This is a genomic window from Microcystis sp. LE19-131.1A (genome assembly GCF_027532015.1).
Taxonomy (GTDB): domain Bacteria; phylum Cyanobacteriota; class Cyanobacteriia; order Cyanobacteriales; family Microcystaceae; genus Microcystis; species Microcystis ichthyoblabe_A.
Genome location: NZ_JAPZSS010000030.1, coordinates 1 through 20,127, shown reverse-complemented (window position 1 = coordinate 20,127; position 20,127 = coordinate 1). Strand labels below are relative to the sequence as shown.

20 protein-coding genes and 1 pseudogene are annotated in these 20,127 nt (G+C 43.4%); 11 read left to right on the top strand and 10 right to left on the bottom strand.

Translation table 11 applies throughout. The annotated features are described in order from the left end of the window. The first annotated feature begins 139 nt into the window (after positions 1-139). From O9323_RS02505 to O9323_RS02495, 3 genes are read left to right on the top strand one after another with little or no spacing between them, the layout of a single operon-like run. Positions 140-724 carry a COP23 domain-containing protein gene (locus tag O9323_RS02505; protein WP_288124648.1) on the top strand — a complete coding sequence of 195 codons (585 nt, stop codon included), beginning with the start codon at positions 140-142 and terminating at the stop codon, positions 722-724. Positions 725-746: 22 nt separating this feature from the next. Beyond that, complete coding sequence (locus tag O9323_RS02500; protein ID WP_235194817.1) at positions 747-1,592, top strand: S1 family peptidase; 846 nt, start codon at positions 747-749, stop codon at positions 1,590-1,592. 24 nt (positions 1,593-1,616) lie between these two features. After that, positions 1,617-3,704 (top strand): serine protease, encoded by a 2,088-nt coding sequence (locus O9323_RS02495; protein ID WP_002751806.1) that lies wholly within the window; start codon positions 1,617-1,619, stop codon positions 3,702-3,704. A gap of 57 nt (positions 3,705-3,761) precedes the next feature. On the opposite strand, the gene O9323_RS02490 is transcribed toward O9323_RS02495, so the two are convergent. The 4 genes from O9323_RS02490 to O9323_RS02475 form a co-directional block, all read right to left on the bottom strand. After that, a complete protein-coding gene (locus O9323_RS02490; RefSeq protein WP_288124647.1) occupies positions 3,762-5,453 on the bottom strand; it encodes a CHAT domain-containing protein in 1,692 nt (563 codons plus the stop codon). A 31-nt stretch (positions 5,454-5,484) separates the two neighbouring features. Further along, positions 5,485-5,802, bottom strand: coding sequence for a DUF433 domain-containing protein (locus O9323_RS02485; protein WP_002748414.1), 318 nt, complete (start codon positions 5,800-5,802; stop codon positions 5,485-5,487). A 166-nt stretch (positions 5,803-5,968) separates the two neighbouring features. Then, positions 5,969-6,937 (bottom strand): DUF1822 family protein, encoded by a 969-nt coding sequence (locus tag O9323_RS02480; protein ID WP_024970582.1) that lies wholly within the window; start codon positions 6,935-6,937, stop codon positions 5,969-5,971. Further along, positions 6,895-8,652 (bottom strand): hypothetical protein, encoded by a 1,758-nt coding sequence (locus tag O9323_RS02475; protein WP_288124645.1) that lies wholly within the window; start codon positions 8,650-8,652, stop codon positions 6,895-6,897. The genes O9323_RS02480 and O9323_RS02475 overlap by 43 nt, the downstream gene beginning before the upstream one ends. Before the next feature lie 298 nt (positions 8,653-8,950). On the opposite strand from O9323_RS02475, the gene O9323_RS02470 reads away from it, so the two are divergent. From O9323_RS02470 to O9323_RS02460, 3 genes are read left to right on the top strand one after another with little or no spacing between them, the layout of a single operon-like run. Continuing rightward, positions 8,951-9,100, top strand: a complete 150-nt coding sequence (locus O9323_RS02470; RefSeq protein ID WP_187602879.1) for a hypothetical protein — start codon at positions 8,951-8,953, stop codon at positions 9,098-9,100. Positions 9,101-9,132: 32 nt separating this feature from the next. After that, positions 9,133-9,348, top strand: a complete 216-nt coding sequence (locus O9323_RS02465; RefSeq protein WP_002737387.1) for a hypothetical protein — start codon at positions 9,133-9,135, stop codon at positions 9,346-9,348. Between the two features lie 23 nt (positions 9,349-9,371). Then, the gene (locus O9323_RS02460) at positions 9,372-9,884 is read left to right on the top strand and encodes a TolB family protein (RefSeq protein WP_002738091.1); all 513 of its coding nucleotides are present in this window, start codon (positions 9,372-9,374) and stop codon (positions 9,882-9,884) included. A 7-nt stretch (positions 9,885-9,891) separates the two neighbouring features. Here the strand turns inward: O9323_RS02460 and O9323_RS02455 are convergent, their stop codons facing one another. After that, positions 9,892-11,235, bottom strand: a complete 1,344-nt coding sequence (locus O9323_RS02455) for a DUF3370 domain-containing protein (protein ID WP_288124644.1) — start codon at positions 11,233-11,235, stop codon at positions 9,892-9,894. A gap of 469 nt (positions 11,236-11,704) precedes the next feature. Here O9323_RS02455 and moaA point away from each other — a divergent pair, with 469 nt between their 5' ends. Next, positions 11,705-12,694, top strand: a complete 990-nt coding sequence (moaA, locus tag O9323_RS02450) for a GTP 3',8-cyclase MoaA (protein WP_288124643.1) — start codon at positions 11,705-11,707, stop codon at positions 12,692-12,694. 4 nt (positions 12,695-12,698) lie between these two features. Here moaA and O9323_RS02445 read toward each other — a convergent pair whose 3' ends face one another. The 4 genes and pseudogenes from O9323_RS02445 to O9323_RS02430 form a co-directional block, all read right to left on the bottom strand. Next, complete coding sequence (locus O9323_RS02445) at positions 12,699-12,884, bottom strand: PCP reductase family protein (protein WP_002737708.1); 186 nt, start codon at positions 12,882-12,884, stop codon at positions 12,699-12,701. Between the two features lie 101 nt (positions 12,885-12,985). Further along, positions 12,986-13,573 carry a Uma2 family endonuclease gene (locus O9323_RS02440; protein ID WP_288124642.1) on the bottom strand — a complete coding sequence of 196 codons (588 nt, stop codon included), beginning with the start codon at positions 13,571-13,573 and terminating at the stop codon, positions 12,986-12,988. A gap of 107 nt (positions 13,574-13,680) precedes the next feature. Further along, a pseudogene (locus tag O9323_RS02435) lies at positions 13,681-13,800 on the bottom strand (PCP reductase family protein); the annotation flags it as partial. 74 nt (positions 13,801-13,874) lie between these two features. Next, complete coding sequence (locus tag O9323_RS02430; protein WP_002737441.1) at positions 13,875-14,462, bottom strand: Uma2 family endonuclease; 588 nt, start codon at positions 14,460-14,462, stop codon at positions 13,875-13,877. A gap of 205 nt (positions 14,463-14,667) precedes the next feature. Between O9323_RS02430 and ftsY the strand changes: the two genes are divergently transcribed. The 4 genes from ftsY (at position 14,668) to O9323_RS02410 (ending at position 18,880) form a co-directional block, all read left to right on the top strand. Continuing rightward, entirely contained in the window at positions 14,668-16,002 is a 1,335-nt protein-coding gene (gene ftsY / locus O9323_RS02425; protein WP_002751781.1) for a signal recognition particle-docking protein FtsY, read from the top strand. A 94-nt stretch (positions 16,003-16,096) separates the two neighbouring features. Further along, positions 16,097-16,897 carry a metal ABC transporter ATP-binding protein gene (locus O9323_RS02420; protein ID WP_287231563.1) on the top strand — a complete coding sequence of 267 codons (801 nt, stop codon included), beginning with the start codon at positions 16,097-16,099 and terminating at the stop codon, positions 16,895-16,897. 39 nt (positions 16,898-16,936) lie between these two features. Continuing rightward, positions 16,937-17,353 (top strand): DUF3119 family protein, encoded by a 417-nt coding sequence (locus O9323_RS02415; protein WP_002777863.1) that lies wholly within the window; start codon positions 16,937-16,939, stop codon positions 17,351-17,353. 243 nt (positions 17,354-17,596) lie between these two features. Further along, positions 17,597-18,880: a DUF3086 domain-containing protein gene (locus tag O9323_RS02410; protein ID WP_288124641.1), complete on the top strand. Its 1,284-nt coding sequence runs from the start codon at positions 17,597-17,599 to the stop codon at positions 18,878-18,880. Positions 18,881-18,884: 4 nt separating this feature from the next. On the opposite strand, the gene O9323_RS02405 is transcribed toward O9323_RS02410, so the two are convergent. After that, entirely contained in the window at positions 18,885-19,970 is a 1,086-nt protein-coding gene (locus tag O9323_RS02405; RefSeq protein ID WP_288124640.1) for a class I SAM-dependent methyltransferase, read from the bottom strand. Positions 19,971-20,127 lie beyond the last annotated feature (157 nt).

Genomic DNA, 20,127 nt, shown 5'->3' with positions numbered 1-20,127 from the left:
GATAAATTCTCTCTAGCATTTTCTGGCTCTCGGGGTTTAGGTCTCTAATCAATCTCATTGTATTTTCCTGCTGCTTCGTTTTTTTATGTATTATACTTCTTAATTTTTTATTTGGGTAATTAATTTTGCATGACTACTTATGAAACTTAACTTGTTCGCTTCACTAATGGCGGCTAGTACGCTGGCTGTTGGGGCTTTGGCTATTGGTGGGCAGCCCAGTTCTGCTCAAACTCAGAAGTTTTTTTGCAGTATGAGCAGAGAAGGAGGACCTGCAACCTTTGTTGTCACTGAACTTGCGGGGAATGTTGAGCTAATTCGTTGGCAAGACGATTCTTTTCCTCCACCTCATACTCCTCAACAGCGTTGTGTAATTGTATCTCAAAGATTCCAAAGATTTTACTCCAATGGTACATTGAAGTTTATTAAAGCGGCAATACTCAGAGGGGAACCTATCTTGTGCGTTGCCACTTTTAAAGGCGGCCCTTGTCTTAAAGACGGAGTGCTAGTGACTTTCAAACGCGGGACAAATCCTGAGATTATTTTAGAACAGATCAAAGATAATGCCAGACTTGCTTCAGGTAAACCCCTCCTTCTAAGTGGGGATAGCGAAATTTCCAAAGTCAATGGCGAATTCTACCTAGATGTAAACAGTTTGTTGGGAGGGGTGAATCCTTCAAATTCTTCCCCGACATTTAATCCAGATTCAGGCATTTGGTATCAGTGAGTGAATTACAAAACAAACTAATATGCGGTGGTGGACAGTAATAGTAGTTGCTTGTATGGGGAGTTCATCGATCTTCATTCCTTTTGGGTTGCTCAATGGTGGGGTGTCTATTCCAAGTAGAGACTCAAAGATTTCTCTTTTGGGTTTATCTTGGCAAGCGGCTGGGCTATCTTTAATATCGGAGCAATTGCCAAAACAGGCTCAGTCTATCACAGTCAGAATTCTCTCAAGAGAAGTCATAGGGTCGGGATTCCTAGTAAACCGGCAGGGAACAGTTTATACAGTTCTGACTAATGCCCATGTCCTGAGATCTGGTACTCCCCCATATCATATTCAGACTTCAGATGGCCATGTTTATTTAGCTAATTTATTCCAGTCTGTATCATTTAAGGGTAATGATTTGGCTTTGTTGCAGTTTCGTAGCTTTAAGGTTGTATATAAAGTAGCGTCTTTTGGTGATCCTGCGATAGTGGGAGAAGAGGTGTTTGCTGCAGGGTTTCCCTTGTCAGTAGAATCATCTACAAGGCCAATCTCACCGTCCATTACAGACTATAATACTGGCTTTGTTTTTACCAGCGGGAAAGTCACGCAGATACTAAGTAAGCCCTTAAAAGGTGGCTATCAAATTGGCTATACTAATGTAATTGAAAAAGGAATGAGCGGGGGGCCACTATTTAATCATCGGGGTGAAGTTATTGCTATTAATGGAATGCACGCAGAACCTCTCTGGGATGTTCCCTATGAATTTACAGATAATTCTGAAGCAACACCAGATCAACATAAGAAAATGAGCCAATATAGTTGGGGAATCCCCATTGAAACCTTCAAACAGTTAGGACTTCCAGCACTCAGAACCCACAAGCAGTAGTAATTCTTCAAAAGAAATATGATAATGATGAAATTTTCCTATCAAATTCCAGTCGCACTAATTGGGGCAGTGGTTTGTCTAGTGCAACCTCAGCTTGCTATAGCGTTGACACTTCAAGAGATTCAAGTTATTGCTGAAGAAATTACGGTAAAAATTGACGGTGCAGGAACTGGCTCTGGGGTGATTTTTGACCGACAAGGTAACAAATATTTTGTCTTAACTTGTCGTCATGTTTTCTATAACGACAAAAGTAATGAATTTCAAGCAGGACAATATGAAATTCAAACCTCAGATGGAAATCGTTATCCTATTTATAATAGAAAAGAAATACCAGGGCTAGACTTAGCAGTAGTGGAGTTTGAGAGTAATAAAAATTATAGAATTGCTAAGTTAGGCGATTCTGACAAAATCATAGGTTCTGCAATAGTTTACGCTTCGGGTTGGACGGCTAAACAACCAAAAACCGAAAAACGTGAATACAGTTTTAATGTTGGCTCTTTTATAGAACGACGCTCTACGCCAGAAGGTGGAGGTTATGCTTTAGTTGTTAATAATACTATCTTTGTTGGGATGTCAGGGGGTCCGTTGTTAGATGAAAAGGGTTTTCTAATTGGTATTAATGGGCTACGTGAGTCACCAGATGATAGAGCTTTGAGGTTGGCAATTCCTATCAAAACTTTTTTGGCGGCTCGGAATAATCCAGTACTATCGCCACCTGCGGTAGCTCTTCAGCCTACTGCAGAAGACTTACTAACTCTAGGAATATCTAAGGCCAATAGCGGTAACTATGAAGAAGCGATTGCAGCTTACAATCGCGTTTTGCAAATTTCACCTAACAATGTTGATGCTTATTTACAAAGAGGCATCGCATATATCGAGCAAAACAAATATCAAGCAGCCATTGCGGATATGACTGAAGTTATCAAGCTGAACCCGAACAACTCCAGAGCTTATTTTTGGCGTGGTTTAGCTCGTGATTATAGTGAAGATAACCAAGGTGCGCTCGAAGATTATAGCCATGCGATCCGTCTCGATCCAGAATACAGCGGAGCTTATAACAACCGAGGAACTGTCTATGCAGAACTCGGGGAATATCAGAAAGCAATCTTGGATTACACTGAGGCAATTCGCCTCGACCCTGATGTTTTTCTGGCTTACGAAAATCGTGGCGATGCCCGCTATTCTTTAAAAGACTACCAAGGAGCGATCTCTGATTATACTCAAGCCCTTAACTTCTTAGAATACTCTGGCTTGGGTTTTCAATATCGGAGACATGAATCTGGTCAAGGGCTAATTATTACCAAGATTTTTGAAAACTCTCCTGCTTTCAAACAAGGCTTGATTCTAGATGATTTAATTATAGCTATTAATGGTAAATCAACACTGAACAAAAGTGCGGAAGATTTAGTTGAACTAACTGTTAATCAAATGAGCAGTGAGTCGGTTACTCAAGTCACCTTGAAGCTTAGACGCAAAGATAGAGGAGATTTTGATGTTACTCTAACTAAGGAGAATATTGCTGTCCCTAGATCTGCGAGTATCTATTTCGGCAGAGGAAACGCCCGCTATTACTTAAAAGATTATAAAGGGTCAATATCCGATTACAATGAAGCAATTAAGCGCAACCCAAAATATGCAGCTGCCTACAGAGAACGGGCAGATGCTAGAGATGAATTAGGGGAACACCAAGAAGCTATTAAAGATCTGAACCAAGCTATTAGCCTCAACCCCAAAGATGCTCGTGCCTATTTTCTTCGGGGTTGGATTCATTCTAATCGGTTTAAAGCTTATCAGGAAGCACTCAAGGATTATAATCAAGCAATTCTCAACGATCCTCAATATCACATTGCGTACTTTGAGCGAGGTTTGATTCATCGTGAGTTGGGAGATAATCGGGGAGCAATTAATGATCATACTCAGGTTATTCGTCTGGTTCCCGATTGGGCGAATGCTTACTACAACCGAGGGCTTTCATATAGAGATCTCGGAGAAAAACCAAAAGCCTTAGAAGATTTTAAAAAAGCAGCAGAACTTTATAAACAACAAAATAGAAAAGAAGATTACCAAGATGCGATTGACAGAATTAATGAGCTTCTAGGTGGAAGAGTATAAATTTCTCTCTCAATCTGTAGACCTGTTATCAAAATTGATTTTTCTCCTCATATTTTGCTAGAGATTTGGATTCAGTTCAACTTGGAATGAATTAATCATAACCTTTGTTACAAGCGGCAAAAACTCAGGAAATTCTTTATTTTCCGCCGTGTAGGTGATTCTGTAAATTTTTTCTCCTTTTATCATTAAGAACTGTAAAGATTTCAACTGAAAACCTAGATCATCTTGCCAAGTATACTCAATGAGATGAGCTTGATTATTCGCTAAGGTCGTCTGCTCAGACCTAAGAATAATGCTGGAGTTTTGTTGATTTATTATTTTAGAGATAGTGTCATTCACATAATCGTCTAACATAGGTGGACCAATCAAATATTCGTCTAGGCTAATAGTAAGGCGAGGAGGAAAAGAGGATAAATCGTTTTTATCTGGTGAAAATTTGACAAAAATTCCTGATCCTTCTAGGTCGCCTTTTCCCTCTTGTAATTGCCAGTTACGGGGATATTTTATTGAAATTCCGTACTTGTGGAATTGATAGGTTTCAATTTCTGGCGGTCGATTTGGAGGTGAATTTTCATTGTGATTTGACATTGAGATAATGCTAGGTATAATAAACACCAGTGCCATCGAAGCGGCAAAAACAAAGGGAAGTGCTATCCAAAAACGGATAGGCAGCCTCTTCTGAGTTTGCCAAATTATAGGAACGGCAGCAGGATTTTGACAAATAACGGGCAGCCCCATCACCCCCGGCAGTTCCGTATCTAATCCTTCTTCAGCTAGACGTTCTCTCGCCGTCCGCACCGACAAATACAAAGATTTACCCCTAGAAAATGCCTTGAGAAAATGCTTTAAAAACTCCTGTGCCACCTTATCGGGTACAGGTTCTCGCATGACGATCGCTTGAGGAATTTGCAAATTCTCCAATTCCTTGGCCAACCCCAACCCATCACAAGAGTTAAAAATGGCTAACTGTAACCCCCCTTCGATCGCTGTCCTCAAACCATGTTTTAACTCACCGATAGTCAAACTTTCCCTTTGATTAATATAAATGCGCCCCACTTCCCCTTCTGTATGGCTGTGTCCGGCAAAAAAAAGGATGTCCCAGTGTTGTTCCCAAAGTTGTTCGCTAATCTTTTGTCGAGGCGGTTCTACCAAAAAAACCGTCTCAGCCCCTGGCAAATTCTCCAAGAAGCGTCTATCTGCCGTCACGTCAATGCCCTCGCTATGGCCTAAAATTGCCAAGATTCTCAGCCTTTTGGTGGGGGAAGGTGGGCTAACAATTTTTTCAAAGACAGGAGATGCGATCGCAACCTCTGACTTGGGATAATGGTCAAAGAACTCAATCAAATTCCAAGGTAGCCGCCGCAAATAGCCATCCCCAGCTTGAATGATGAAGCGAATGGGTTCGGAACGGTTCAAATTCTCTAACAGACGCTCTCTCACTGGACGAAACGACTCGGAGTTCAGCCAGCGTTTGAGGCTATCTTGCAAAGTTTGAAGGGTCTGGCGACAGTCGGCAGTAGTGGAAACATTGGTAATTTGGGTAGCAGGTGCTGTTAGCCTGACAACAACAGGCAAATGTCTATAACTAGACTGCCATTGGTCATAGTTTTGGGGAATTTCCGGAGCGCTTGGCAATCTACCTGTAACTTCGATCGAAGGAGGGGAGCCTTCCTCAGCAATTTGCAGGATAACAGGAAATCCCTGTTCCCAGTTGCCTTCTCCCAATTTAACAGTCACTAACTTAGCCATTGCTATCACCTGTCGTAATAAAGTTTGAGGCTCACTTGAGAATTCCTTGTGTTTTAAGTCTGGCCACAAAAGGCGACTCGATCGCTGAGTGCCGCATTTTTTGGGCATATTCCAGATCGGCAGCGATCGCCCCATCCAATTCTTCTTTATGATCCCAATAGTAGGCGAAGGCTGAGTGAATCTGACTCATACTCAAATGGCGATGGTTGATTTGAATTTCTTCAGGAGTCCAACCGTAAGCCATCTGAGCCATCACCAGATCAATCACCTTCATTGTCGAGCTTGCAATCATTGGTATCCCGCGTTCGTCTATTTGAATATGCTTGTATTCGGTTAGTGCGGTTTTCATGATTAAACTTTCTCCGTTTACTTGTACTTTAGTTCCTAAGTAGTCATGCAAAATAAATTTCCTAGTGAAGACAGGCAAGAGGCAATAGGCAAGAGGCAAAAGCTTTATCGAAATGTGTAATTAATTTTGCTTAGGTACTTAGCAATTTCTCAGGGGGAAAGTTCTGCTAGAGGGTAAAATCTTCGGTAATATTTGCCTCTCCCAGTCCCACCCTGACACTGAACTGTTCTCCCGGTGAACCACTAAACTTGAGTTGGATGTAATTGTCCAGTTCTCTTGCCTCAGTTTCCAGAAAGGTTTTCCCAGACTCATCCAGCACCACTAATTGTAAGTGGGCAGGCAAATATTTCTGGTTTCGCATCGGATAGACCCTGAGGAGAACCGCTATCATTTGGTCAGTTTTAGGCAAGACAGCCACCATTAGAGTCACTGGGTGTTCCCCGATCAGCATTCCTAAATCTTTAACTCTCCTCAACCCGGCTGCCAAGTTATGCGGAGCGAGCCGCCATAAACTCTCTGCCGCACTCCAACGGGTTTCTTCATCCTGAGTTACCCCCAGCAAGTGAGTGAGAGCCGCCAATACCTCAGAAGATGCAGTTCCCATCTCTCCCAAGCGCAGTGCTGCTTGTCTGCGGCGATGCTCTTCCTGACTGGTATAAATCGTCTCAATTAAATCGCTAACCGTCTTGGAATCCATAAAATCAGCCCCGCGCTCGCGTAAGGCATAAGCATAGGCAAAACAGGGTTCTCCAGGTGCAAAAAGCTGTTCAATCGTCTGCCAGCTTTCCTCAAAAACATTTTGCAACCATTGGCTCAAATTGACTCGGCTTTTTAAGGAAACTGAACGAGATTGTTCCTTTTCAACAGCAAAGAGCTTTTCTAAACGGTAGTCTTGACTGGATTTCTGCCGCTCTGGTAAGCGATTAAGTTTTCCCAGAACTACTTTTTGGTTATTTTGGGCTGTCTCAAAGTCCGGGGAAGCGGGAGAGATATTTTCATACCCTTCACTAGCTTCTTGGTATTCCTCCCTAGCTTCCTCATATCGCTGCAAGCGAGTTAGATAATCCCCGATTAATTGGGCAATTTGACCGTCTAGAAAGGAATTTCTTTCTTGATTTCCGCTAATGCCTGACATAGTTCATTGTCCTCCTGTTGGTTGGCTTTTCCAAAAACTTCGATCCACTCCTCTTTCGCTCTCAGAGGATCATGCCAATAAGCATGATAGAGAGCTTCCGCCTGATTCTCCCTTTCTCGATAGTAACGCTCCAAGACTTGATGGGCAGCCTGGGTTCGCTCCCGCTTCTGCTCGTGGTTGAAACGACGGATGAAGGGATGAAGACGATACCACCCCTCACCTTGTTGTTCTACCTGCCAGACGAAGGAAAAACTGAGGAGCGAGTCAAAGGCAGCATGGGAGGGATTGCATTTCAAGGATTCGCCCAGATGAAAGTAAAGGTCTTCATTAAAGGCTCGACAGGCACTCAAGACATAAACCGCATCTTCCAACACCCTGTCCGTGTATTTCAGGAGTCTTTCTACCAAAATCCCTAATTTCCGATTAAATCCCTCTCCTGTCTCGGCAAAGGATTGAAAGTCGGCAGCGGTAAAGGCTTCTTTTTTTTCTGGCGCCATCCTGACTAAATCCGCGCATAGCCCCAGCAAGAGAGGATGAACGGAATCGCCATCAAAACTACTATAGGCAATCAAGCTCTGCTGCACTTGGGTATCCTCAATTCCGACTCTTTGTAGGTAGTCGAGGGCATCGGTTACTTGAAAGTTGAACACTTGCCTGCACTCTAACTTGTCCGCTGTAATTGAACAATAGCTGGCTCGATGCCACTGGGGAATTTCCCGTCCTGCCATGACGATGACAATTTGGGGCAACTCCAACAACTGCGACAACAGACACCGCAGCCACTCATCCTGCTTGAAAAATCTGGCACTTCCTTGATTGCGCCCTTCTCCCCAAAAGGCTTCGTGGGTGTCGAAAAACAGCACCAGTTTTTCAGGAGCGCCCTCTCTTTGCATGGCGACCTTGAGATCTTCCGCAAAAAAGTTAGGCAAAGCAACAATCAATTCCGTATCGGGGTCTAACTCGGTGATCCGTTGAAAATCTTTTTTCTGGAGTCCTCGACCATTTAGGTAACGATTCAAGTCCTTACCCAAATGTTTTGCTATGAGATTCAACGTGCTGGCTGTTAGTGTCGCTAAGGTACCGGGCAAGCCTAGTATGGCCGCCAAGTCTTTGTTCTCCTGAGCGATCGTTTTAATTGTGTTAATAATCCCACCAACTACAAATAACTCTTGTGAAGGAAACCACTTAGTTATATCAGTTTCATTCGTGAGTTTTCCTGTCTGTTTTAAATGCCAGATGCAAGCAAACTGATAGAGCGGAAAAGAGAGTTTATATCCCAAGCGAACAGCATTGGTTATTAACTGATTATGCAAAATCAGTAGCCCGTCGAAATTGTCTTGAGGTTGTTCTGGTCGCGATGACCTGGCTGGGGATTCAAAATCCAACAGTGTGGCTGGCACAAATTGAAAGTCACTTTCCCAGTCAGTAATTGTCTTAATAAACTCAACAATTTCAGGATGGGTTTTGGTTTTAAGTTCTGTCCAAGTTTCTAAAGGAAAGCGCTTGCAACAATTTTCCAATAAGAATTTCAGCAGCAGCGACTTGCCATTGCCACCATCCCCATAGAAGAATAGGATTTTATGGGGGTCAAGCTCGTCATCGTTGAGATATTCTGCAAATCGCAAGGTTAACTCGTGTCGGTCGGTAAAGTGCCGGAGAGCGCGATTTAGCTGAGTTAACGAGGCTTTTTGGCTAGTGGGATCGCTGATGCTCATAGCCGTACTACTTAGAAAATGTAATTGCTATTAAAGTCTAAAATCTTCTCTAATTCTAGCCTTTCCTCTTGCCATGCGGACAATAAACTGCTCTTCCACTAAACCGCCAGACTTGAGGGTGCTGATTGGGTAGTATTGCTGAACTTCCCCCCCCCATACATATCTACTACAATAGCCGAAAACCCTTATCCATCAATGGATAAACCCATTAACTTTTCTTTATATACCCCGTGTTTATTGTAATATTCCTTAAATAGACAAATGGGGGAAGTTTAGGCTAAAATGGCGGCCGTGTATAGTGATTCAATTAGGATTATTTGAGCGAGTGAACTTAGTGGAATTTGAGAGTGAAGATTACCCATCAGAAAAGTTAATTGCTTGTCAAAATCCCTTAATCGCTGAGAAAAATCAAAAACAAACAGAAGCCTTATTCTTTACAATACAATAAAAGTGTAATTAAGCTTGTTGGGAGCCTGAGCTATGACTAACCCGAATTCGATCGAACAGCTATCGCAGGAATTACTCGATCTAGACCAAGTAGATGCCGATACCGGGGCAGATTTGCGGCAAAAAGCCCAAGAAATCCTCGCTGAAACCAGTATTGACCTACCGATTCGAGAAGCGATCGCCGATAGTCTCAGTCAAGGCAATCAACTACTTACCCTCAAAACCGTCGGCAAGGAAGAAAGTTACTAGCACATTTGGGGTCAAAAGTCAAGATGAAAGAAAAAATTTTTTTTGTCTGGCTGGGGCGATTTTTGGCCTCTTTTGGGCTGTTATCGGGGATAAGTGGCTGTAATTCTCCTCTTTTGATCACTCCTCAAGTTCCCGCTGGTGGTTTAAATAGTTTTGCTCCCGATCAATTCCCCAGTTATAGTGCTGATGGTCGCTATTTAGCCTTCGCTTCCGATCGCTCCGGTCGTCGTAGTATATATTTATTCGATCTGCAAGAAAAGCGCTTAGTTAATCTTCCTAACCTAAATCGTGGCGATTCTAGCCAAGATCAGCCATCTCTGAATGCTGACGGTCGTTTAATTGCCTATATCTCCAGCGAACGCGGTAAAAGTGATGTCATGGTTTATGATCGTTCCCAGTCCCGTGCAACCCTATTAACCGCTAACCTGCGGGGAAGCGTCCGCAATCCCACCATTAGCGGTGATGGTCGCCAAATTGCCTTTGAAACCAACCAAGACGGTCAATGGAATATTGCGATCGTTAACGGCCAATTTTAAACTTGTTCTACTCGGTCTTAATCGTTAAAACCTGCGGAGGGGTCGCATCTGGTGGATATAAAAAATTTACCTGTACTACACGCCAATCCCCCGGAGGAATAGTCAGAGTCACTAAAGATTGCCCCTCTTGTCCGCGTCTTTGGACGAGATGGAAAAATCTGCTTTGTGCCTGTCCCTGGTCATCGCTATAATTGACGGCTACCGTTCCCCGAAAAAACACTTGTGGGGCAGCCGGATCGAGAAAACGCAAACCCTGACCGATAATATTCTCTTTAATCGGTGTTTCTAGCGCAATAGTCACCGTTTTCGCCTCATTACTTCGATTAAATAGAGGTAAACTTAACCGATATTCCACACCGTAATTACCATGAGCTTGATAGGCCGTATCGGGATAGCGAACTAACATACTAGCACTTTGATTTTGTTCCGTTCCCAGTTTGCCCCCGGGTAGGGTGCTAATCCCATAGGCTATAGATTGACCAGAATCAGGAATATTTAACCATAAAAAAGCTCGATCGACCAATCGGGCTGGCCAAGCTGAACCTTGGGACACCCCCGCTACCCGTCCATAAATTATCTGTCCTTGACTATGGGGAGGAGTGGGCGCTCGATCGCGCGGAGTCGATAAATCGCCTTTTTCTAGCAAATTTTCCCATTCTGTCAGATTTGGGGGTCTTTCCTGCCCATTTTCGTCTAGGGGTGCATAAAGAGCTAAACTAGCAGCGTAGAGAAGACCGTCACTTTCCAGACGGAGATAAGTGGACCTACCGTTTAAAGGGGGAGTCAAATCGCGCACGGGAATCGCCGCATTTAAGACCATAAAACTCTCCCCAGGGGGAATAATAATCCTATCGGGAAAAATATCCTGACGCTGCCCCATTAAAATATCCCCCATTACCCGACTTCCTGGACCTGCAAAAACTGTCCCCTGATTATTTTCCACTTGTGCGGGTAAATCGATAAAAGCTGCATCGGGTTGACTCAAATAACTGGCCCCTTGCAGAATTTTAACGGTGACGGGATTAGGACTGGGATTGTGGAGTAATATCCCCAAATAAAGGGTGCGTAAATTATCGGGAAAACTCCCCCTCGCTACGTGGTGGGCAAAAATATCAAAGCGTCCCTGAAAAGCATAATTTAAATGGGCCGAGGGAAACCTTTTTTCTTGGGGGGGAAAAGTCGAAAGCAAAATCCCTTCTCCTAGCAATAATTCGGGACTATTACTATTAAAAACGGGAACTTGATCTAGTTGATTCGGTAAAGGACGCACCTGCACCGGTCGGATTATTTCTACACTAGGGGGAGTTTGGGCAATGGGTAACAAAAAAGGTAACATCACAGAAATTACCATCTCAAGATAATTAATTTTTGATCATAGCATTATTGGCTCGCTCAATTTAGATAGTATTCTGTTTGTCTATATCTAGAGGATTGGTTAATATTTCTTTCTGGTGTTAAGTAGCTGGTTATAATTAAATTAAAAATGGATTTTAGGTTCGATCCCCCCTGCCCCCCTTGATAAGGGGGGTGCCGATCCCCCCTTAGTCCCCCCTTTAATCCCCCCTTAATAAGGGGGGGGTCTGACAACTTTTAACGCCTACCTACTTAGCCGACCTTTTTGGTTAAGTACAATCAAGAAAAATTGTCAAATTTCCCAATCGTTATTGGCTCTTGCCATTGAGCAAATCTATTGTCATCATAGACTAAAATCTAGATGTAGCCGTGGTTTTCTGGAAACTTAGCCCGATGTCTAGATATCGATCGAGCCAGAATTGTTATGATAAATTCATGAAGTTTTATAACAGTATTTCCCCGTGAACATGAACCAAATTGACTATCTCAGGATTAGTTTAATCGATCGCTGTAACTTTCGCTGTCAGTATTGTCTGCCTGAAGATGCAGAATTGGCCTATGTTCGACCGCAAGACTTACTCACCCGGGAGGAAATTCTTACTTTAGTCAAAAATGTCTTTATTCCCCTTGGTTTCCGCAAATTTCGCCTTACTGGTGGGGAACCTCTCTTACATCCCGAAGTAGTGGAGATTGTGCGCGATATCGCCTCTTTATCTGCTATTAGCGATTTAGCCTTGACCACTAACGGCTATTTACTTGACAATTTAGCCGAAATGTTGTATTACGCTGGACTAAGACGGATTAATATCAGTTTAGACTCCCTCGACCCCGACACTTTCGATAAAATTATCGGTAATCGCGGCCGGAGTCGTTGGCAAAAAACTTGGGCAGGTATTCAAGCAGCCCAGCGAGTGGGTTTTGACCCCTTAAAATTGAATGTGGTGGTAATTCCGGGGATAAATGAGGCAGAAGTGGAAGATTTAGCGGCTTTGACCATCGAGAAGCGTTGGCACGTCCGTTTTATCGAGTTTATGCCCATCGGTAACGGTGATTTATTTCAAGAAAAAGCTTGGATTGCGAACGAGGAATTAAGGGGGCGAATTCGGGCAAAATGGGGTTTAAATGAGGGTCAAGTGCGGGGAAATGGCCCAGCCGATGTTTTTCAAATTCCGGGGGCTAAGGGTACAATTGGCTTTATTAGTCAGATGTCGGAATGTTTTTGCGATCGCTGTAACCGCCTACGTCTTTCGGCCGATGGTTGGTTGCGTCCCTGTCTCCTCAACGAAACCGGACAAATTGACCTAAAAACTGCCCTCCGTCAGGGAATTTCGCCGGTAGAAATCAGGGAAAGAGTGCGGGAATTAATAGAACTGAAGGCAGAAATAAACTTTAAACTGCGTGATTCCGGCACATCAAGCGGCATTTATACCCGTACTATGTCCCAAATTGGCGGCTAAAAATCTACTGTCCGAATTCTATTCTAGCCTGTTCTACCATTTCCACGGTAACTCGATCGGAACCGGCATGACGAGCTAATTCTTCTATCCTTTGACGCGCTTGGGAACGAACAAAATAGGGAATATTTTTTAGTTTTGCTTTTGCTTCTGCAGTCCATTGTAGTTGATCGGAAAAATCTAGAGCGTCCATAGATTTAACATATAGTAGTCCGTCTATTATACCAAAAAAGATGAGCTATTTTGAGATAACGATTTTCTTAACAGCGAGTCTTTTTCACCTTTCTTTTAATTTTAGGTTTCTGCTAGGTCGAAATTTACTCTTTGATATAAATCTTGCAAAGAAATCTGCCAATCCACCGACACCAATTGTAAAACCGCATTTTCCCCCGTGACGAAATCAATTAACCATTGATCATCTTTTTGTTTATAGTAACGTTCCACACTATAACTAGATTGTTCAATCAGAATATATTCCTGAAAAGTTGGCAAGGAACGATAGAATTTAAACTTATCCCCTCGATCATAAGCTTGGGTAGAATTAGAGAGAACTTCGACAATAATTAAAGGATTGATCACGTTAGATTGACTACTCCCTTGATAGAGAGGTTGACCTTTAATCACCATCACATCGGGATAGGTGTAAATGCTATAATCTGACAGCCATAAACGCACCGTTTCCATGTAGGTATAATAATCTTGATTATTGATAGTCAGAGGAAATCTTCGATAGAAGTTTCCAGCAATCTGATTGTGATTAGTGGTAGCTCCTACCATTGGGATAATTTCTCCTTGACGAGATTCATTTTTATCCTCGGACGTTTCCTCCAGAGCTAGATATTCTTCGGGAGTATAATATTTAGTTTCGGTAGTGGTTAACATTTTTGACTCTCCTTCCTATTCTATTTTCTAGGATACAGCATTTCTCTAAAAAGAGACAAAGTTATCCTTGAGCAAGGTTATCAATTGAGTTGCTCGAAAAAGTGTATTTTCAATATCTCAGAAATCCTTTGACGCGCTTGGGAACGGACAAAATAGGGAATATTTTTCAGTTTTGCTTTTGCTTCTGCAGTCCATTGTAGTTGATCGGAAAAATCTAGAGCTTCCATATATTTAACAATAGTAGTCCGTTTTGAGATAATGATTCTCTTGACAGCGAGTCTTTTTCACCTTTCTTTTAATTTTAGGTTTCTGCTAGGTCGAAATTGACTCTTTGATATAAATCTTGCAAAGAAATCTGCCAATCTACCGACACCAATTGTAAAACCGCATTTTCCCCCGTGACGAAATCAATTAACCATTGATCATCCTTTTGTTTATAGTAACGTTCCACACTATAACTAGATTGTTCGATCAGAATATATTCCTGAAAAGTTGGCAGAGAACGATAGAATTTAAACTTATCCCCTCGATCATAAGCTTGTGTAGAATTGGAGAGAACTTCGACAATAATTAAGGGATTGATCACGTTAGATTGACTATTCCCTTGATAGAGAGGTTGACCTTTAATCACCATCACATCGGGATAGGTGTAAATACTATAATCTGATAGCCATAAACGCACCGTTTCCATGTAGGTATAATAATCTTGATTATTGATATTTAAGGGAAAATTACGGCAAAAATTTAGACAAATCTGATTGTGATTAGTTGTTGCTCCTACCATTGGGATAATTTCTCCTTGACGATATTCATTTTTATCCTCGGACGTTTCCTCCAGAGCGAGATATTCTTCGGGAGTATAATATTTAGTTTCGGTAGTGCTTAACATTTTTGATTCTCCTTCCTATTCTATTTTCTAGGATACAGCATTTCCCTAAAAAGAGATAAAGTTATCCTTGAGCAAGGTTATCATTTTTTCCTTAATCTCTAGCAAAAAATGCTGAGAAATCCACAATTAAAAATCTAACTATCAAAATTGCTCACTTCAAAGGTTAAAATAAACTAGATAAATAGTTTTATGTTTAGTTTCTCCTATGTTTAACTGGTTCCGTCGTCAGAAAGTCCAACCCGAACAAGAACAAGCACCCCCCGCACCCGTAGAGGAAACCCCCAGCGAGGCAACCAGTCAGGAAGAGTATTTAGATTGGGCCAAAAAAGCCTTTAAAAATATTCAAGAGAAAAAAGCCACGGCCGAGGCCGTCGTGAGCGAAACCCCTGAAACATCTATTGCTGAAACGGAACCTCCGCAAGAGGAAGAACCAGTTAAAGAAGAAGAAACCGAGGATAATACCCCCGCATGGCTGAAAAAATCCGATCGCCTCGAAATTCTCAAAGAAACCGCCATCGAAACTCCCACAGAACCGGATGAAGATTTTATCTGGTCGGCCAAAGTTTTAGCAAATCAGGGACGACAAGCAGAGGACGTTTCGGAAGAAGAAATCACCTGGTTAAAAAAATTGCGTCAGGGTTTAGGCAAAACGCGCCGCAGCTTGGTCAATCAGCTTAAGGCCGTGGTCGGTCAGGGTCCCCTCAATCAAGACGCGGTGGAGGAAATCGAAGCTTTATTGCTTCAGGCCGATGTGGGGGTAGATGCCACCGATTATATTATCACTACCCTCCAAAATAAGCTAAAACAGGAAGCGCTGCCCCCCGAAAAAGCGATCGAATATCTCAAAGAAATTATCCGCGAGATTTTAGATGCACCTTTAGCCAATTATAGCAACCCCGGTTTTGAGCCAGAAAAAGGCAAATTAAATATCTGGATGCTCACAGGAGTTAACGGAGTCGGTAAAACGACGACTATCGGCAAATTAGCCCATTTATCTAAACAATCTGGCTATAGCTGTATGATCGCCGCTGCCGACACCTTTCGCGCTGCTGCCGTGGAACAGGTGAAAGTTTGGGGAGAGCGATCGCAAGTCGAAGTCATTGCCAACCCGGGCAAAAATACCGATCCGGCCGCCGTGGTGTACGATGGCATCGAAGCCGCTAAATCCAGGGAGATAGAATTACTCTTAGTAGATACGGCGGGAAGATTGCAGAATAAAAAGAACTTAATGGCAGAATTAAGCAAAATTCGCCGCATTATCGACAAAAAAGCCGAGAGTGCTGTGGTGGAATCCCTTCTAGTTCTCGATGCCACTTTAGGACAAAACGGGCTGCGACAGGCAGAGGTTTTCTCGGAAGCTGCCCAATTAAGCGGCGTGATCCTGACTAAAATCGATGGTACAGCTAAAGGGGGTGTTGCCCTTGCCGTAGCGCGTCAGCTTAACCTACCGATTCGCTTTGTTGGCGCTGGGGAAGGAATCGAGGATCTGCGGCCCTTTTCCAGTTACGAATTCGTGGAAGCTTTACTGAGTGGCGATTGATCTCACCCCAGCTATCTTTCATAATCTTTTCATGGTTGCTTCATAATTGTCTCATTTTTAGCTATGCTAGAAATGGAGACTCGGGATAACAACTATGCAAAGGACAATTACAGTTAGTCATCTAGGAGTATATTATCGCGGCGTGGAGGCCCTACGGGATATCACCCTGAAAATTTATCCAGGACGATTAACCGGTATTATCGGTCCCAACGGTGCGGGCAAAAGTACCCTGATCAAAGCCATGCTAGGATTAATTCGCGTACAACAGGGAAGCGTTAACTATCAAGGGCAATCTCTACAGCAACAACTGGATAAAGTCGCTTATGTTCCCCAAAGATCTCAAATCGACTGGACCTATCCCGTCACCGCTTGGGATGTGGTGATGATGGGGAGAGTCAGAAAAACTGGTTGGTTTCGTCCTTTTTCCCATATTAGTCGTCAACGGGCTTTAAATGCCCTAGAACGGGTGGAAATGGCTGATTTACGCCATCGTCCCCTCGGTCAGTTGTCGGGGGGACAACAGCAAAGAGTCTTTTTAGCCAGATCTTTGGCCCAAGAAGCGGAGATTTTCTGTTTTGATGAACCTTTCGTTGGGGTAGATCAAAAAACCGAGGGGATCCTTTTTAATATCTTTGGTGAGTTAGCCCAAGAAAATAAAATTGTCCTGGTGGTTAATCATGATTTAGGCGAATCTATCACTCATTTTGCTGATTTAATCCTCTTAAATAAAGAATTGATCCTCGCCGATCAACGGTCTAAGGTCTTAACTGATTTTAATCTCCGGCGTGCCTATGGGGGTAAAGTCTCCTTCTACGATGCCATGACACCACCAGATCATCCCCGATCGAGTCTCGGTTATCTCGATCGCTTCTCGAAAAACAATGCGATAAACTAGAAGCGAAGATATTTTGGCTGACTGCCGATAGGGACACCAATGAAAACTATTTCCCCGCAAGAAGTAACAGGAACGATCGAACTGGCTCCTAACTATCGAATTCCCCTGTTTTTGGTAATTTTATCGCTGCCTTTACTCTTTTTACAGGTCTGGCTCGGAATAATTTTCTCCCTGTTAGGCCTATTCTTGATGTTCCAGACTACCCGCATTCGTCTCCAGTTTACCCCTACCTCCTTAGATGTCTATCTGTCCGGGCAACAAATTCGCTCCTTTCCCTACCAAGAATGGCAAAATTGGCGAATTTTCTGGAATAAAGTCCCGATCCTATTTTATTTCAAAGAAATTAACAGCATTCATTTTTTGCCCATTATCTTTGACAGCGCAACCCTGAGACTGTGCCTCGAAAAATACTATCCTTTAGCAGCATCGCAAGCGATCGACTCAGAAGCGAACTAAGATTGAGTTAAAATTAGATTTGGCTAATAGCGTCTTAAGTAGGTAGGTGTTAAAAATTGTCAGATCCCCCCGCCTATCGGCACCCCCCTTATTAAGGGGGGCAGGGGGGATCCCCCGCCTATCGGCACCCCCCTTATTAAGGGGGGCAGGGGGGATCGAAGGCAAGATATATCGTCTATTAATTAGAACCACTTACTTAATTGCCTGCCTTGGCCCTTTGTTCGCTCTGCATTTCTAAAGCCGATGAATTCAGAAGATTTTAATGTTTTACCCCTTGACAAAATGACAGACTTACCCAATGAATCTGTCGAAGAATTTAGTTTTGATGATCTCTGGAACGATCGCCCGGTAGAGAATCCCCTGCCATCGGCAATCGCCCCCGAAGGCGAATTAGTTCCCCCAGCGCAGGCGCAACCCCTACGAGCAGAAATCGAGGCTCTAGAACGGCAAAAACAGAGCCTAGCGGCAGAAATCTCGGCATTAAAAGCGGAAAAAGAACGCTTGATCGCCGAGGAATTGGGGGATATCAAAGCTCAAATCGAAAGAATGCTCAAGGAAGGCGTAAAAGACCTAGAACAACGCAAACAGGCTTTAGAAGTGGCGATCGAACAGTTAGAACGCCGTCGTGAGCGGATTCGGCAGGAAATGCGGAGTAATTTCGCCGGAGTCTCCCAGGATCTAGCCGTGCGGGTTCAGGGATTTAAAGACTATCTGGTGGGCAGTTTACAGGATTTGGCCGCGGCTGCCGAACAATTGGAATTACCCCGTTTTGAAACCCCCGAAAAATCCCCCCGACCTGTGGAACCTCCCCAGCGGACCGAACGAGAGGAAAACCCCCGTCCATCCCGTGGCAGTCAAGGCCGGGATGATCGCGGAGAAATTCCCCGTCCCCCCCGTACCAGTAACCAGGGCCGGGATAATTGGCAAGAACCCCGTCGTTCTAATCGTTCGGGTTATGAATCGGAACCGGTGGGACAATCCACCCCTAGACAGGGCTTTTCTGACCAAAATCAGCGCATCCAAGCTCTTTTAGACCGTTATCGCAGTCGTCCTGACTATTACGGTCCGCCTTGGCAATTACGGCGCACTTTTGAACCAATTCACGCCGAACGGGTGCAACAGTGGTTCTTTAAACAGGGGGGCCGGGGTACGGTTCGCGGTATGGGCAGCCGTCTCCAGAATATTCTGGTCGCTTCGGCAATTATCTCGATTATGGCGGAATTACAGGGCGATCGCTTCCGTTCTCTCGTTCTGGCTAATAGTCCCGAACGTTTAGGCGAATGGCGGCGCGGCCTCCAAGATTGTCTCGGCATTTCCCGCGCCGATTTTGGACCAGACCGCGGCATCGTTCTCTTTGAGTCTCCCGAAGCTTTAATTCAAAAAGCGGAACGTTTAATCGAGGATAAGTATTCACCGCTCATTATCATCGATGATACGGAAGAACGGCTCAATTTCGCTCTTTTACAATTCCCCTACTGGTTAGCTTTTGCCCCTGAACCCCAACAAAGTTCTAGTTATTGGTATTAATTAATTAGCCCTTGAGTAGTGCGATACATTGGGCTAAAGAAGCGTTAGTTTTCAGCGCTTGCGGGTTAATATGGGTGGCAGCGGCTCGATAACCTTGTTCTAGGAGAGCTGCAATTAAATCTTCCCTTTTAGGTAGATCTAATTTGCCCCTTCTACCAATTTCCCGAAAGCTATAAAAATAGGGAGGAAAATCGTTTTCTTCCCTCATTATTTCTAACAATTTAACTACCTTTTTCCACTGCCATTGATCGGCTAAATCTGCCATTTTTTCTAGATAAAGGCGATCATGTAAACTGCCTAACCACAAGGGTCCGGTTAAGGTTAAAGGTTGCCCGTCCCCAGAACAAACTATCTTGCCTAACTTCGGCCAAGGCACTGATTGATATTCCCCGCAGCTATGACAATAACCGAGAAAACCGTAGTTATGACTATTTAATTGTCTATTGGCCGTTAACCGCACCATCACCCGATAACTTTGACCAAAAAAGAAGGAAAAAACCGGCGTAATTCCTAAACCTAACCGGGCCGATTCTAATTGCAAACTGGCGATAATTAATCTTAATCCCTGTTCGTGGGCAGCCGGATGATTGCGAGCATAGGCTCCATAATCAGCTAAACTATTTTCTAGATTATGACCCGTCAACGTCCGTCCATCAGTATTAGTCAGATAAATTAAACCCCCGATTTTAGTGGCTAAAGGAATAGCACTAAACAGGGATGCAGGGGAACCAAAAGCATCAATATCAACTAGATCATAACGGTCTTTTTCAAGATAACATTCTAGGAGAACTTCTTGAGCAGATTTATAGGTTATCTTCCCTTTTTTCTGTTGTAATAAACTCTCTAAGTTAGCGTCTAAAGTTGGCTTAATTTCTGGATTTCCATCATTAACCCACAGCCAATCCGCACCACTTTCTAACCAATACCTGAGCGCTCGCACACCAGAGCCGCTCATTACTTCTAAAACCCGCAAACTGCCCCGCTCTTTTTGGGCAATTGCCGCCGCTAAAACTCCTAAATCTCGGACGATTTTACTCTCCGGTCTATAGAAAGTATTGTTAATAGTAAATATCGCTTTTTCTTCCTGCATCGCTCATCTTATAATTGGGAGCATCTCACTTACGCGATGAGTAATTATACTTAGCCTAAAAGCCACTCTTAATCGTGTCTTGGAACGAAATAGAGGCTTTTAAAGACCGCGTACATGGAGAATTAAAACAAGAATTACCCTCGAAAAGCCTATTTTT

Coding starts and splice junctions, on each gene's coding strand:
- O9323_RS02505 (WP_288124648.1), top strand. CDS start 140: ATGAAACTTAACTTGTTCGCTTCACTAATGGCGGCTAGTACGCTGGCT.
- O9323_RS02500 (WP_235194817.1), top strand. CDS start 747: ATGCGGTGGTGGACAGTAATAGTAGTTGCTTGTATGGGGAGTTCATCG.
- O9323_RS02495 (WP_002751806.1), top strand. CDS start 1,617: ATGATGAAATTTTCCTATCAAATTCCAGTCGCACTAATTGGGGCAGTG.
- O9323_RS02490 (WP_288124647.1), bottom strand. CDS start 5,453: ATGGCTAAGTTAGTGACTGTTAAATTGGGAGAAGGCAACTGGGAACAG.
- O9323_RS02485 (WP_002748414.1), bottom strand. CDS start 5,802: ATGAAAACCGCACTAACCGAATACAAGCATATTCAAATAGACGAACGC.
- O9323_RS02480 (WP_024970582.1), bottom strand. CDS start 6,937: ATGTCAGGCATTAGCGGAAATCAAGAAAGAAATTCCTTTCTAGACGGT.
- O9323_RS02475 (WP_288124645.1), bottom strand. CDS start 8,652: ATGAGCATCAGCGATCCCACTAGCCAAAAAGCCTCGTTAACTCAGCTA.
- O9323_RS02465 (WP_002737387.1), top strand. CDS start 9,133: ATGACTAACCCGAATTCGATCGAACAGCTATCGCAGGAATTACTCGAT.
- O9323_RS02460 (WP_002738091.1), top strand. CDS start 9,372: ATGAAAGAAAAAATTTTTTTTGTCTGGCTGGGGCGATTTTTGGCCTCT.
- O9323_RS02455 (WP_288124644.1), bottom strand. CDS start 11,235: ATGGTAATTTCTGTGATGTTACCTTTTTTGTTACCCATTGCCCAAACT.
- moaA (WP_288124643.1), top strand. CDS start 11,705: ATGAACCAAATTGACTATCTCAGGATTAGTTTAATCGATCGCTGTAAC.
- O9323_RS02445 (WP_002737708.1), bottom strand. CDS start 12,884: ATGGACGCTCTAGATTTTTCCGATCAACTACAATGGACTGCAGAAGCA.
- O9323_RS02440 (WP_288124642.1), bottom strand. CDS start 13,573: ATGTTAACCACTACCGAAACTAAATATTATACTCCCGAAGAATATCTA.
- O9323_RS02430 (WP_002737441.1), bottom strand. CDS start 14,462: ATGTTAAGCACTACCGAAACTAAATATTATACTCCCGAAGAATATCTC.
- ftsY (WP_002751781.1), top strand. CDS start 14,668: ATGTTTAACTGGTTCCGTCGTCAGAAAGTCCAACCCGAACAAGAACAA.
- O9323_RS02420 (WP_287231563.1), top strand. CDS start 16,097: ATGCAAAGGACAATTACAGTTAGTCATCTAGGAGTATATTATCGCGGC.
- O9323_RS02415 (WP_002777863.1), top strand. CDS start 16,937: ATGAAAACTATTTCCCCGCAAGAAGTAACAGGAACGATCGAACTGGCT.
- O9323_RS02410 (WP_288124641.1), top strand. CDS start 17,597: ATGAATTCAGAAGATTTTAATGTTTTACCCCTTGACAAAATGACAGAC.
- O9323_RS02405 (WP_288124640.1), bottom strand. CDS start 19,970: ATGCAGGAAGAAAAAGCGATATTTACTATTAACAATACTTTCTATAGA.